Raw genomic sequence first — 14,542 nt, forward strand, 5'->3', positions numbered from 1 at the left:
TTTACTAAGGAAAGAAACGAAAAAATGACATTAAAAATTGAACACTTAACTGGGGGCTATACTGGTGTCCCAGTTATTAAAGATATTAATTTGGAGATTAAGCCAGGAGAAGCACTGGGCTTAATTGGTTTAAACGGTGCGGGTAAGTCGACTACGATTAAGCACATTTTAGGTTTGCTTAGACCACAGAAGGGTAAGATTTTACTCAATGACGTGAATTTGACGATGCAGCCAACCAAATTTAAGCGGCAAGTTGCTTATATTCCTGAAACACCGGTTTTGTATCCAGAATTAACGTTAAAGGAACATTTGGAATTAACCATGCTTAGTTATGGCCTTGATGCAAGTAAGTCATGGGATCGAGCACATGAATTGCTTAAAATGTTTAGATTAGATGATAAGCTTGATTGGTTACCAATTCACTTCTCTAAAGGGATGCGACAAAAGGTAATGATCGTGTCAGCCTTTTTAGCAGATACAAGCTTGCTCGTTATTGATGAACCATTTACTGGGCTTGATCCACTTGCGGTAGCCAATTTGATAGATTTAATTAAGCAGTCAATTGCTAACGGCAAGATGGTGCTGATGACTACTCACGTATTAGCTGATGCGCAACAAGCAATTTCTAATTATGCTGTTTTAAATCGCGGAACAATTGAAGTGATTGGCAATTTGCAAGAAATTCGTCAGCACTATGGTTTAAGGCCTGATGATCCATTTGATAAACTCTATTTAGCTTTGAATAGAGAGGATAATGGCAATGCGTGATTTAGCGAAAAAAAGGTTAAACGAAAACCTTAAGCAATCAGTTAAGTATTTAACACTGGTTTTCAATGACTTCTTTATTTTGGCTTTGATCTTTTTATTCGGGGCTTTGATGTTCTGGTATGCACAAGCCATGAAAGTGATCCCCAATAACTTATGGTTTTACAAGCCATTAGTGGGCTTTTTATTGTGGCTACCGCTATTAACGGGGCATTTGGTTACTTTGTTAAAAGATGCTGATATGCAGTTTTTGTTCACTCAAGATGAGCAGATGGATGAATATCTCAAACCAATGATCAAGTATAGCTTGGTTTTGCCAACAATCTTGATTGTACTCTTAGGGGGAATTTTATTTCCATTTGCTACGATTAAGGCAGGAATTCCAGTCTGGTCATATGCTTTAATTTTAATTGGGACGATTCTCTTAAAGGCAGTCATGATATTAATTGAAAAAGAGAATTTGTATTTTTACTACAATTTTCCTAATTGGGTTAGCTTATTAATTACCTTGGTGGTTTTATTAATTGGTAGCCTTGGTTCTTATGTATATCCGATTGAAGTCATTGTTTTAATGATGATGGGTCACTTAGGTACAAAAAAAGATAAGGGAGTTTTTAACTGGCGTTATGCTGTTGAAAGTGAAAAGGCAAGAAAAGACCGTGTCTACAGCATCTTCAGCATGTTCACCGATGTTGAAGAAAAACAAGTGACGATTAAACGTAGAAAATATCTTGATTTTCTTTTACCTAAGGCAATTGCTAAAGAAAATCCTAACTTATTCTTGTACCGGAGATCACTGCTTAGAAATCCAGAATACTTGAATTTATTAGTTAGAATGACAGTTTTTGCCATTTTGATTTCCTGGCTAGTACAAGATTGGCGCTGGGCACTTGGTTTGTCCTGCTTAGTTATTTTCTTGACCGTTTACCAATTATTGCCAATGGCAACCGAATTTGATTCAAACATCATGTATCGTGTTTATCCCATTGTGCGTGATAATCGCGGGAAAGACTTAGTCAAAGTCTTAAACTTAGGACTTTTGATTCAATGGTTATTAGTCAGCGTATTCTGGTTGATATTATTGCCAATTGATTCTCATCTTTGGATTAGTATTGTGGTATTGTTTGTCTTCACGATGATTATCAATTATGGTTATTTGCCAGTTAGAGTTAAACAACAAAAAATAAAGAGATAGGAATTGAAAGAATGAGATTAAGAAATAAACCTTGGGCTGTAAAGCTCGTTAATGAACATCCTGAAAGTGTTTTGCAAAATCCTGACCCTGACAAGAAGATTGATTGGGCAGCACGTTTTGGTAATGACAATCCGATTGAAATTGAAGTAGGTTCTGGTAAAGGACATTTTATTACTACATTAGCTGAAAATAATCCCGATAAAAATTATGTAGCACTTGAACTTCAAACTACTGCAGCTGGGATTATTTTGAGAACTAAGCTTGAAAAGGGTCTAGATAACTTACAAATTTTGCGTGGGGATGCGGCTGATATTAACTGTTTCTTCCCTGAAAACAGCACAAATGTCATTTACTTAAACTTTAGTGATCCATGGCCAAAGACCCGCCACGAGAAGCGTAGATTGACTTATAAGAGCTTTTTAGCTAAATATCAACAAGTCTTAACTAATGACGGTCATATCGAATTTAAGACAGATAATTCTGGTTTGTTTGCTTATTCTGTGCAAAGTATGAATAATTTTGGGATGCACTTTGATTTCGTTTCAGTAGACTTACATCACGAAAAGCCTGAAATCGTGGAGAAGAATATTGAAACTGAATACGAGCATAAATTTGCTGCTAAAGGCAATCCAATTTATGCATTGCATGCAAGTTTTGAAGCATAGCACTTGTAAAATGAATTTTTAATCATTAAAATACTTATAAATAGTAAGCTGATAATGAGGGATAAAATTATGGAAAAGATTAAAGAATTAACAGAAGATCAATTAACAGAAATCACGAAGTCAGGCCGCGTTGTATTGGAATTTTCTGCAAACTGGTGCCCTGATTGCCGTTTCTTAGATCCATTCTTGCCAGAAATTGAAAAAGATTTCTCAGATGCTAAGTTTTACCAAATTGACCGTGATGGCTCAATGGATGTTGCAAAAAAATTAATGATTATGGGAATTCCTTCATTTGTTGTCTACCAAGATGGCAAAGAAATTGGTAGACTAGTAAATAAGGACCGTAAAACTAAAGATGAAGTAGAAAACTTTTTACGATCACTTGATTAAAAGGAGAAAATAGAGAAGCATGATTACTAGTACTAATAAAGAAGCTTATCCTAATACTTTGATCGTGATTATGGGTCATGATGAAGGCCGTAGTTCATTTGAAGAAAAAGAAGATGTTACTCGCGTAACTAACGATGAAGGCAAGACTATTGGTTTTAACTTTTTCAATGTTGATAAGTTAATCGACTTTGACAAGTTGCCAAATGGTCCAGTTAAGCTTTCAGATGATGAACTTGCAGCATTAAATAAGAAGCTTGCTGAAGTTGGTTTTGATGATAAGTTAGCTTATGGCAAGCCAACTCTTGTTTACGGCTACGTTAAGACCTGTGAAAAGCACCCAGATTCAGATCACCTTCACGTAACTACTGTTGAAGTAGGTGACGGTGAAGAACACCAAATCGTTTGTGGTGCTCCTAACATTGCACAAGGCCAAAAGGTTGTTGTTGCTCTTCCAGGTACTTTAATGCCAAATGGTGAACAAATTTGGCCAGGCGCTCTTCGCGGTGTTGATTCATACGGTATGATTTGTTCAGCTCGTGAATTAGGACTTCCACACGCACCACAAAAGCGTGGTATTATGGTTGTTCCTGACAACTTTGAAGTTGGTGCAGAATTTGAACCAACTAAGTGCGACGAATTGATCGCTAGTGGTGAAATTACTTTATAATTTGAATTTAGTATATAAAAAAGATTGCAACACCTGAATGGTTTTGCAATCTTTTTTTGATTTAATTTTGTATAATATATACTCAAAGGATGTGATTTTATGTCAGATACTGAGCAAATTATTCGCTCAATTAATGCCGTTAGTCTAATTGATGTTGAGCAACATTGTAATGATGCAAAAGATCAAAATGAATGGACATTATGGAATAGTATTTATAATTATATTCTGGCACAAAAACAGCAAAAACTTATTAGTCAAGGTGGACCGTATTAATGCCTATTTTGTATATTTTTGCTGGTGTGAATGGAGCGGGGAAATCCACATTAACTCAAAGTCAGTTTAATAAAGTCATACCATATGAAATAAATGCAGATGAAATAAGTCGTCGAAATGGTTGGGATTGGCAAGATATATGTTTACTTTATGTAGGTTTATCATCAGCTGAACTGGCAATTGAGCGTGTTAAAATTTGAGTAGCAAACGGTGGTCACGGTGTTAGAAAAGAAATGATAAAGAAAAGATATGATAGATCCTTAAATACATTATACGAATTGATAAGAAAGTTTGATTCTGTAAGTATCTATGACAATTCAGGTGACTCATTAATTAGAATTTATCAGCGGATTGATAATAAGCATTTTATGACTTCTGAACTACCTAATTGGTCAAGAAAAATAATAGCACATGATAATTAATAAAAATATAAAGTAAAAAGTTGATAAACTAGTTTTGAAACTAATTTATCAACTTTTTTGTTAGCTTAACCACCATTTGCCGTCTGGAGCTAGAGTGTACAAGCCAAGTTCTTTTGAAATCAATTTATTGTTTAAATTTTTGCTACAGGTGTAGTAAACGTATTTAACAAAATCACCATTGTCATTGTACTGTTCTTCATAATCACTGAAATACATTTGATGATTCTTCATAAATAGAGGCAGTTGACTTTCAGTACAAGTTAGGGTGAATTTTTCAGGGAAAACACCTTTGACTACGGAATTTTCTGTTTCTGAGTTCTGATCAGTATTGCTGATTAATTGTACTTGATTATCAGAACGTATTAGATATAGATCATTTAAATTTACTGCATTTAATGAGCAGGTAAAAATAATTTCTGCTTCTTGTTCAGGATAGTATTTAAAAATATGTAATTCGTTTGCCTCAATGTTTACTTGAGTAAAATAGAAAAATCCATCATTGAAAATTGCTTCACCGTAACAAATATTAGGCTTAGCTGAAAATGGTGAAAAAGTTTTGCCAGTCTTTTGATCAAAAAAGATCAGACGATTACCAGGATAGATTCTATTTTTCCAATAACTCTTACGTAGATCTTCAAAATTAGTATAATCAGAAATTGTTACCCAATACCGATCTTGACCATTTAACGGGTGCTGTTCTCCCCAATAAGGCAAGATGAAACTATCATTAACTTTTTGCCATAGACCATTAGATAGCAAGATGATATTTCCTTGCATGTTGTTGAGAACATGATCATTAAAATCTTTGATGATTATCCGATCAGGAATGTGTTCGTATTCGTTATCTGAATAAAAGTCACTATTTTGTTCAAAGTAAAGCTTGTTATCATCGATGAAAAGCAGGCTTTGATCGGGTTCATTAACTACGGAAAATTTTTGCGGATAGTAGAAGTCAATGGCATCATTAAAAGAAGCAATCCAGACATGTGCTCGATCATTAACTAGCGATAAATTAAGAGTATGTAAACCAGTAAGTGGCATTTGATGAATAATTTCAGGTTTTTGACTAGGAAGATATTTGAATAAGGTTAGTTGATCTTGATCAAGTTGGGCATGTAAAAAATAGAAATAACCATTTTGGTAGATAACGCTAAAGAAGAATTGGTTTTCTTTACGTGACATCGGTTCAAATTTTTGTCCAGTTTGAAAATTGAAGAAGACCAATTGATTACCTGGAAAAGGATTATCTTGCCAGTATTTGTCAGTAGTTAAATCATAAATATCGATTGTGCTATCTTGGCAGTCAACGCCGTAGCGTGATTGACCTTGGACGATTGTTAAGTCATTGCCAGTTACGGGAGAAAATTTATCAAATTTCATATTGGGTACCTTTCTGTAATTTTTCAAAATTATATCATACAAAAATGGTAAAATAGTTAACGAATAAAAACGTTAAAAATTCGAGGGTAAATAAATGTTAGACAAGAATAAGCAAATTTGGTTCATTGGTATTAAGGGTACAGGTATGGCATCCCTTGCCTTGCTTTTACATGACTTAGGCTACAACGTAGCAGGTAGTGATATCGAAAAATATACTTTCACTCAAGTGCCACTTGAAAAAGTAGGAATTGATGTTAAGAACTTTGATCCAAGCAACATCAAGAGTAACGATGAACAAGTAATCGTTAAGGGTAACGCCTTCAAGGAAGATAACCCAGAAGTTAAGGCATGTCTTGATAAGGGCGTTAAGTGGCAATCTTATCCAGATACTGTTGAAGAAATCGTTCAAATGCATACTTCAATCGGTATTTCAGGTACTCACGGCAAGACTTCAACCACTAGTCTTTTGTCACACGTTTTGGGTGAAGTTGCACCAACTACTTACTTAATTGGTGACGGTCGTGGTAAGGGTGTTCCAGACTCACGCTTCTTCGTTTACGAAGCTGATGAATACCGTCGTCACTTCTTGGCATATCACCCAGATTACCAAATTATGACTAACATCGACTTTGACCACCCAGACTACTTCAAGGATCAAGACGATTACACCAGCGCATTCCAATCAGCAGCTGATCAAACTAAGAAGGCATTGTTTGTATGGGGCGATGACAAGCGTCTTCCAAACCTTAAGACTGATATTCCTAAATACACTTACGGCTTTAACGACACTGATGACTTCCAAGCTACTGACATTAAGAAGTCAACTACTGGTTCTAAGTTCCATGTTTTAGCACATGGCAAGGATCTTGGCGAATTTGAAATTCACTTGTTTGGTGACCACAGCATTTTGAACTCAACTGCTGTTATTGCGGTTGCCTACACTGAAAAGGTACCAATGGATGACATTCGTGATGGTCTTCTTACCTTTAAGGGTGCTAAGCGTAGATTTAGTGAAAAAGACTTTGGCGACATTGCAGTTATTGATGACTATGCTCACCACCCAACTGAAATGCGTGCAACTATCCAAGCTGCCCGTCAAAAGTTCCCAGACAAGAAGTTGGTTGTCGTCTTCCAACCACACACTTTCTCAAGAACTAAGAAGTATCAAAAAGACTTCGAAGAAATTTTACGTGGCGTAGACAAGGCTTATGTAACTCCAATTTATGCTTCAGCTCGTGAAGCTAATGGTGATATTTCAAGTGAAGACTTGGTTAAGAATATCCCAGGTTCAGAAGTTATTGACTTAGATAACATTGCTGATTTAACTAAGAATAAGAATTCTGTCATCGTATTTATGGGTGCCGGCGATATTCCTAAGTATGAAGATGCTTTTGAAAAATTGCTTTAATTGAAAGATAAGCATGAAAAAAACTGTTCTCAATAAGAGAGCAGTTTTTATTTTGGCTAATCTTTGATTTTATCCTTGAGATCCAGGCTCTTTTCATAAATAAAGTAACCGATGATGCAGGTGATGATATCACTGGCTGCTTGAGCCCAAACGATACCGTGGTAGCCAAATGTGACTTTTAGAATTTCTAATGCGATAAAGTAGACAACGCCTTGACGAGTAATTGCCATGATAAAGGCAGCCCAAGCATTACCTACTGATTGGAAGACGGTAGTGTAAACTAAAATGATACCAACGATTGGTGTAGTAATGATGGTCGCAATTAACATGTAACTGCCGGCATTAACGATGTCCGGTTGATTCATAAATAAAGCAGTAACTGGACGAGCAAGGAGGAACAACAGTCCACCTGAAACTACAGCGTAGACAACTTGCACAAGAATATCAAAGTTTAGAATTTTCTTTAATCGTTTCCAGTTTTTAGCACCATAGTTGTAACCAATTAAAGGTTGTGAACCAAAGGCAAAACCAACGATTACCAAGATAACGATACTATAAATTTTTTGGGTAATCCCCATTGCGGCGATTTTGTTTGCGCCGTATAGAGCTAAAGATGAGTTAAGAAGTGCCATGCCAAAGCTTTGAGCGAAGTTGGTGATTGAACCGGGGATGCCGATTGCTACGATATCTTTGATTGTTTTGCCGCTAATTTTGCTATATTTTAGCTTTAATTTGATGTAGTCAGTTTTGTATAAAACGTAGTAAATGAGAATAGCATCAGTGACTAGATAACCTGTAACGTTGGCAATCCCAACACCAATTGCGCCCATTTTTAAACCAAATAGGAAAATCGGATCAAGAATAATTGCCAAAATTGTGCCCGTCATTGTGGCAACCATTGCTTGAGTAGCTAGGCCTTCTGTTCTGATTAGATTTTGCGGAATAATTGAAAAGATAATTGGAGCAGCACCAATTGATATTACACGATAAAAATCGGCAGCATCCTGATAAGTGGCAGCTTTAGCACCAAGAAGATGAAGAATAGAGGTTTCAAAGATTAATAAAATAGCTGTTAAGATTAAACCGGTGACAATTCCACCAATCATACAAAAACTACTTACGCGTTTACTCAAGGCATAATTATTTTCGCCGAATAAACGCGAAATCAATGAAGAACCACCGAGACCAAAAATGTCGGAAACGGCAATTAAAAAGGTAAAGAGCGGGGCACCGATCGTGATTCCTGCTACCAAGTTTGTATCACCAGTTTTGGCAACAAACATTGTGTCTGCCAGGTTGTAGATCATGGTAGTGATCATCCCTAGAACAACTGGCAATGCTAGCTTAAAGTAGACCTTTTTGATCGGGGCTTTAGCAAATAATTCATCCATAAATTTTCTCCTACATTGAAAAAAGCGACCTAGAAAGATACTTTGAGGAAAACCTCACGATTCTAGGTCGCCATATATTATCGTTAATTTAATTTTAGCATATTATCTTAATTAGCAAGGTGATTATCTAAATTGAAGTTGCCTTGGAATTCATCTGTGGTGCTTTCTTGATCCATACCATATTCAGCGTCGTCGCCCCAGTAAATGTATTGTGCGTTTTTACCTTTGGTGCCAGCAATTCTGAAGTAAAGTGCAGCGCTGTCGCCTTTACCAGTGGTCTTGGTGGCATCTACCTTAACTTTTTGACCAATCTTGAGCAACTTGCTAGTTGACTTGAGCTTATTATTTAAAACGTGGATCTTGTTTAAAATAGTGGCTGTAGTGGTGCCAGAAGCTTGGTAAAGAGTGTTGCCGTTAACAAAACCAGCATTTGAAGCATAAATATAAGCACCGTTGCCTAAAGCATAAAAAGGCTTGCCCTTGATAGTGGTTGTGTTCAAACTTCTCTTTTTAGATCCGCTAAGATTTGAGAAGTAGTAAAATACGTCATTCTTAGTTGTGGCGTGGGTTTTAGCTGGTGTTTTAACTAACATATATTTAGGGATGAGTGACAAACCATTGAAAGTAGTGCGGTGACCGTTTTTATCATAAATGCGAGAGTTGGAACTCAAGATTAAAACATTTTGTCCATCCATTGAGCTAACATTCAAAGATTTGATGTAGCGTTTTTTACCGATGTTAACGTAAGAAGCGGTAGTGTAGTGGTAGTTCTTAGAAGTTTTTGCATCTACTTTTTTACCTTGGATCAGGATAGGCTTGCCATAATATTTAAAACTTGAGCCTGATTTAACCGTTGAAGCAACAGTCATCTTCTTGCCATTGACTTTTTGGGTAGTGGTAGTGGCATTGCCTTTGCTGTTGAAGACTTGAACTGTGCCGTTAAAGGATTTCTTGAGAGTAACTTTACCTTTTTGTGATTGCGTAGCTGCTTGAACTGTGTGAACAGGTTGATTGATAATAGCAGCTGCTGGTGTAACACTGATTAATAAAGCTGCTGCGATAGTTGCTAATTTTTTAGTAGTCATATTTTGTCTGCTATATAAAACATGGAAATATGTAGAAGAATACGAATTTCCTACATATCAGAAAGATATATTTTTCCTTTCTTTGTTTCATTTACTGTCGTCTTCACTAGTATTCTGATATTCCAAATAGGAGTAATCACATTGACTAGCTCTTACAGCTTAAGGACCTAGCCAGCCCTGTTTATTTTCTTTATTTTGCCAAAGCTAAAAGATTTAAAACTGCATTTTCATCTCGATCATTCTTGTAGCCACACTCATAACAGACATACTCATTATGTTTGGTACCATGCTTTTTATTGCCCTGCAAAGTGATCTTTTCCTCGCCTTTTTTGACATAACCGCACGCAGCACATCTTTGAGTTGATGGGTATGTTTTATCAGCCAAGATTAATTCTTTGCCATACCAATCACACTTATAAGTTAGTATTCGTCTAAACTTGCTAAAAAGTGATCTCTGCATTCCTTTTGAAGCTACATGCGTCATCATCATTTCTTTGACTGCCAAATCTTCAATTACAATTTGATCGTAATTATTAACAAGCTTAGTAGTAAATTTTTGTAATAGATCGTTTTGAATATTAGCTGCTTTGCGATAATCTCTTTGCAGTTTGGTTCTCACTGCAAAGTAATTATTTGATTTTGTAGCTAACTTACCGTTAACTTCTCTTTTACGTGCCAGCATTCTTTGATAATGCTTAATACGCTTATAGAGCTTTTGCAATTTAGCAGGCAGAATATTGATTTGCCCCTCGGTATAGTTAAAGTGGCCAACATTGACATCAACTGCTGTCTTTTGCTGGGTTTTAGCTTTTAGTTTAATTTCTTCTTCATAAGGAAGAGCCGCATAATAATTATCTTTTTCTTTGAAGACACTTACTACTTTGACTTCATCCATCTTTAGAGCTTCATAGCTTTTTAAATCAAACCAAGACTCTTTTGAAATGCTTCTTGGGCGATCAAGGCGAAGCCTGCCATTAACGATCTTAGCTCTATCAGTTTTAAAGCCTTGTCTGGGAGCTTTCTTAGATTTAAAACTAGGTATTCCCCAATCAGGTTGTGACTTATCAAAGAAGTTCTTCCAAGCATTAGCTAAGTCTTTAATCGCTAATTGTAAACATCTGGCAGACAAATCATATTGCCAGTCGGCTTTATTTGCGACTAGTTCATCACGGACTCTGCGTTCGTTAGGACTGGGATTATCTTTTTTGTTTAATGTATGAGCTTCATACATTAATTGCCAAGTTTCTAAGCCTTTATTCCAGCAGTATCGACGATAGTTGCATAGAGCATCAAGATGCTTTTGCATGGTCTTATTAACTTTTAGCTTAACTACTTGTGTCTTGATCGTCATTTAAGTATTCGCCTCTAATCTTTTTCTTGTACTTTCTTAAGCCATATAGTCTGCATGAAAACACATGAATTATACTTATCAGATCATCAACCAGTTCTTTATCAGGACTAGTGTCAATATTATTCAAAACAATTATTTCAGTCCCATGCTTTTTACATAGGTTTTCAAACCAATCATAGCCAAAACGGATAAATCTATCTTTATAAGTAATATAAATTTTATCTATTTTGTTGTTCATTACTTCGTCTAGAAGATTATTCCATTTTTGCCGTTTATAGTTTAAGCCGCTGCCAATATCGCTTATTTCTTCGTCTAATACGATACCTTGTGCGTTAGCGTATTGTCGAATATAGCTTAATTGATCTTTTAAGTCATCTTTTTGACCAGAAGTTGATACTCTGGCATAAGCAACTTGTTTTTTATTTGAGCTTAGACTATTTTTGCTCAAATATTGATTTATTTGATCTTCTGTATAGAATCTGCGATTAGTAGGAGAGCGCTTAGCTTTAAAAATACCCTTTCGATCCCATGTTTGGAGGGTTCTAGTGGTTATTCCTAAACGATCAGCGACATCTTTAGGTTTTAAAATTGTCATAATATTCACTTCCATGTTTAACTTTCTAATGAATATTATGGCAAATATTTCTATAATATTCTACATATTTCCATATTTTTGTTAACAGTTGATCAGCTCCTTTGTAATAATCCATTAAGTTGATTTTAGCACTTATGAGACTATAAAAATAACCTCGAAACTCAAACGTTTTCGGGGTTATTTGATTTTATTCACTTAAGTACTTAGGATCAATAAATTTATTGATCACGTTGTTAACTTTCTTTGAATTATCATACTTGCGGATAATGTTCAAGAAGTCTTGCGTGGTTGCTTGCTTCAAGTAGTAAGTTTGGTAGTAATCGTGTAAAGCATCAAAAAACTTATTTTCACCCATGGCTACTTTTAAAACAGCAGGGAAGTCCATCCCAAGTTCGTAAGCCATGTCTTCAGTGTCAACGCCCTTTGGTGGATTATTAACAGGGTAGTTGATGTAGTTGGCCTTTTGATTTTTGTTAATAAATGCGTTGGCATTTTCTTTTAAGATCTTGTTAGCACGCTTGACGTTCTTACGAGTGTAGAACTTGCTGTGCATCAGTTTAGCACAGTAGGACTTACTCTTAGTGTAGTTCAAATCGTAAACGCCATTTTCAAGGAGATTGGTAAGACCTTCGTCAAGCCAAGGTTCCATGTATTCGTCGCTGCCGACAGTGCCGTAGAACCATTGGTGACCAACTTCGTGAGAAACATCTTCAGTTAATTCATTATATCTATCAAGTGGGTGCTTCTTTTGTAAAAAACCGCTGGCATCGATCATGATCAAGCCAGGATATTCCATCCCACCGGTATCTTTGCCAAGCAAGCCTTCAGTAATATCGATTTCTTTGTAAGGATATTTGCCGATCTTTTTGGTAAAAATGTGGAAACTGTCTTGAGCAGTCATTAAAGCTAGCTTGTTGTATTGCTTGCTGTTTTTGCTTACAAGGTAGTAGTCGTTGATTCTTACGTCGTTTGCATAAGCGTGATCAACCTTGAACTTGTTGGAAGCTGCGATTGCGACTTCACGCATGTTGTTGGCAACAATTGTGGTTTTACCATTCTTAGTGGCATTTTGACCAGAAGCTGCAACCTTGTAGCTCTTAGGTGCAAAAAAACTAACGTGGAAGTTGCTTACAGCACTGTTGCGGTTTTCACCAGCATCGTAGTATGGGTGATAATTCCACTTACCGTTGCGATAATCGCTTAAGTATGGGAAACAGAATGACAGGTTATAAACCTTACCGCCGTTGATATTTTGGTAGCCAAAACGATCTTGTCTCTTAGGCACGCCGGTAACTACGTTGACAGTTAAATCAGTAGATTCACCTATATTTAGACTTTTGTTAACAAATAAATTGCTCTTGTCTTTACCGGTAGTGTAAGAAAGCTTTTGACCATCTGATGAAATGCTTTTAACTGAAGTTGTCGCATTTCTTGTAGCCTCAAAATGCTTGTGGTCGTATTTCAACACGCCGCTAGCAATATTTCTAACCAATAAATTTCTAACAGGTTCATTGCCGTTATTAACAACGTGCATAGTAACTTTTTCTGTTAATTGATTCTTGCGAGTGTCCAACTTCACGATCATGTTGTAATTTGTTGCCTTGATCGTAGGATCAGCCGTAGCTTGAACTTTTGAGTTGAAGCTAAATAATGCCGCAATGGTTACTGCACTCGACAATAAAAGTGTTGTTCTTCTTTTCATAATTTTCCCTCCAAGAAAAATTTACTCTAATTATTGGAAGTTATCGGCATAAAGTCAATCTATTTTTTGATGGTAGGATATAATTTGTGTATAAGTGAAAATGAATAGATATAAAGAAAGAAGATAAATAAGAATGGTTAAAAGTATTACACCTCATTTGGTTTATCGCTTGAATGGGATGCACCATGTTGTAGCGCAAGTTGGTGTAGTAAATGGTGATCATGTTTTTGCCTTGCAACTTCTTCACAGTGCACATGATGTGTTGGTTTATAGAAAACATGAAGGTTTAACCAAGAACATCGATTATACTGATCCACACTTAGTAATGATGGGCTTTGGCCACACGCAAACCTGGGTACCAGCTAATGATAAGGATGAATATTTCGTAGGTGCTAAACCAAATTCAGGCAACTGGACTACTCAAATTGCACGAGTAAAGTACCCAAGACTTTTACCAGAAAGATATACTTCAAATACACAACTTCCACGTTTGTCACACTTGAATCACGTAACCGACGTTCCTTATGATGGTCATGATCACTTGCACAGAGTAGAAGCTTCAGTTTCACCAAATGGCAAGTACTTCATGATTGCTTCAATTTGGGATGATGGTTCAGGTCACTTTGGTTTGTTTGACTTAAATGAAGTAAACCAAAAGTTGAATGAAAATGGCACTAAGAACACGCCAATCACTGATTTACATTGCTTGAGTGCTTTCCACATCTACAACTTCGATAATCCAAGTGTTGCTCCAGATGAAGAAATGCCACAAATGATTGATTCAGTTCAAGGCTATGCTATTGATGATGACAAGAATATCTATATTTCTAACCAATTGTCACCAAAGATTAACCATGAAACTGGTGAAGTAACTACTTGGTCACGTAAGATTGTTAAGTTCCCATGGGGTGAAACAAACAGTGATAACTGGCAAGTAGCTATGGTTGATGGTATTGATTTACCAGATCGTTACAGTGAAATGGAAAGTATCCATGTTAATGCCGCAAATGATATTTACTTAACTGTGGCTTACCACCAAAAGTACATTAAGGGTGGAGAATATAAGTTAAGAACTTTGGAAAACCAAATTTTCCATATTACTGATTTGTAGAATAATAAAAATTTAACCAAGTAAAAAAGTGCTGATGTGTCTTTGCTTATGAAGACTATCAGCACTTTTTATTCATATTAATCAGTAATTCTTTCTTTACCAACAGCACGTTGTTCGGAAGGATTATAACCTAACTCTTCAA

15 protein-coding genes are annotated in these 14,542 nt (G+C 36.1%); 9 read left to right on the forward strand and 6 right to left on the reverse strand.

Annotation, left to right across the window (positions count from 1 at the left end):
• The first annotated feature begins 24 nt into the window (after positions 1–24).
• From B5E95_RS04235 to B5E95_RS10880, 7 genes are all read left to right on the forward strand, one after another.
• The gene (locus tag B5E95_RS04235) at positions 25–768 is read left to right on the forward strand and encodes an ABC transporter ATP-binding protein (protein ID WP_025005551.1); all 744 of its coding nucleotides are present in this window, start codon (positions 25–27) and stop codon (positions 766–768) included.
• A complete protein-coding gene (locus B5E95_RS04240; protein ID WP_162606873.1) occupies positions 761–1,960 on the forward strand; it encodes an ABC transporter permease in 1,200 nt (399 codons plus the stop codon). The genes B5E95_RS04235 and B5E95_RS04240 overlap by 8 nt, the downstream gene beginning before the upstream one ends.
• A gap of 11 nt (positions 1,961–1,971) precedes the next feature.
• Complete coding sequence (gene trmB, locus B5E95_RS04245; protein WP_087176134.1) at positions 1,972–2,625, forward strand: tRNA (guanosine(46)-N7)-methyltransferase TrmB; 654 nt, start codon at positions 1,972–1,974, stop codon at positions 2,623–2,625.
• A gap of 69 nt (positions 2,626–2,694) precedes the next feature.
• On the forward strand, positions 2,695–3,015 hold the full coding sequence (locus tag B5E95_RS04250) for a thioredoxin family protein (RefSeq protein ID WP_025005554.1): 321 nt from the start codon (positions 2,695–2,697) through the stop codon (positions 3,013–3,015).
• 19 nt (positions 3,016–3,034) lie between these two features.
• Complete coding sequence (gene ytpR / locus B5E95_RS04255; RefSeq protein ID WP_012212147.1) at positions 3,035–3,682, forward strand: YtpR family tRNA-binding protein; 648 nt, start codon at positions 3,035–3,037, stop codon at positions 3,680–3,682.
• A 99-nt stretch (positions 3,683–3,781) separates the two neighbouring features.
• A complete protein-coding gene (locus tag B5E95_RS10620) occupies positions 3,782–3,955 on the forward strand; it encodes a hypothetical protein (protein WP_158227253.1) in 174 nt (57 codons plus the stop codon).
• Positions 3,955–4,155 carry a hypothetical protein gene (locus B5E95_RS10880; protein WP_241146315.1) on the forward strand — a complete coding sequence of 67 codons (201 nt, stop codon included), beginning with the start codon at positions 3,955–3,957 and terminating at the stop codon, positions 4,153–4,155. The genes B5E95_RS10620 and B5E95_RS10880 overlap by 1 nt, the downstream gene beginning before the upstream one ends.
• 282 nt (positions 4,156–4,437) lie before the next feature.
• Here the strand turns inward: B5E95_RS10880 and B5E95_RS04265 are convergent, their stop codons facing one another.
• Complete coding sequence (locus B5E95_RS04265; RefSeq protein WP_087235649.1) at positions 4,438–5,757, reverse strand: hypothetical protein; 1,320 nt, start codon at positions 5,755–5,757, stop codon at positions 4,438–4,440.
• 94 nt (positions 5,758–5,851) lie between these two features.
• On the opposite strand from B5E95_RS04265, the gene murC reads away from it, so the two are divergent.
• The gene (gene murC, locus B5E95_RS04270; protein WP_087176138.1) at positions 5,852–7,165 is read left to right on the forward strand and encodes a UDP-N-acetylmuramate--L-alanine ligase; all 1,314 of its coding nucleotides are present in this window, start codon (positions 5,852–5,854) and stop codon (positions 7,163–7,165) included.
• Positions 7,166–7,221: 56 nt separating this feature from the next.
• On the opposite strand, the gene B5E95_RS04275 is transcribed toward murC, so the two are convergent.
• The 5 genes from B5E95_RS04275 to B5E95_RS04295 form a co-directional block, all read right to left on the reverse strand.
• A complete protein-coding gene (locus B5E95_RS04275; RefSeq protein ID WP_087176139.1) occupies positions 7,222–8,556 on the reverse strand; it encodes an MATE family efflux transporter in 1,335 nt (444 codons plus the stop codon).
• Positions 8,557–8,663: 107 nt separating this feature from the next.
• A complete protein-coding gene (locus B5E95_RS04280; RefSeq protein WP_087235650.1) occupies positions 8,664–9,641 on the reverse strand; it encodes an SLAP domain-containing protein in 978 nt (325 codons plus the stop codon).
• Between the two features lie 190 nt (positions 9,642–9,831).
• On the reverse strand, positions 9,832–10,992 hold the full coding sequence (locus B5E95_RS04285; RefSeq protein ID WP_087235651.1) for an RNA-guided endonuclease InsQ/TnpB family protein: 1,161 nt from the start codon (positions 10,990–10,992) through the stop codon (positions 9,832–9,834).
• Complete coding sequence (locus B5E95_RS04290; RefSeq protein WP_056940766.1) at positions 10,967–11,587, reverse strand: IS607 family transposase; 621 nt, start codon at positions 11,585–11,587, stop codon at positions 10,967–10,969. Before B5E95_RS04290 ends, B5E95_RS04285 begins: the two co-directional genes overlap by 26 nt.
• A 187-nt stretch (positions 11,588–11,774) precedes the next feature.
• Positions 11,775–13,289 (reverse strand): M1 family metallopeptidase, encoded by a 1,515-nt coding sequence (locus B5E95_RS04295; protein WP_087235652.1) that lies wholly within the window; start codon positions 13,287–13,289, stop codon positions 11,775–11,777.
• A 133-nt stretch (positions 13,290–13,422) separates the two neighbouring features.
• Here B5E95_RS04295 and B5E95_RS04300 point away from each other — a divergent pair, with 133 nt between their 5' ends.
• Entirely contained in the window at positions 13,423–14,400 is a 978-nt protein-coding gene (locus B5E95_RS04300; RefSeq protein ID WP_025005297.1) for a class III bacteriocin, read from the forward strand.
• Positions 14,401–14,542 lie beyond the last annotated feature (142 nt).

Origin of the sequence: Lactobacillus gallinarum, assembly GCF_002160635.1 — a bacterium.
GTDB classification, from domain to species: domain Bacteria; phylum Bacillota; class Bacilli; order Lactobacillales; family Lactobacillaceae; genus Lactobacillus; species Lactobacillus gallinarum.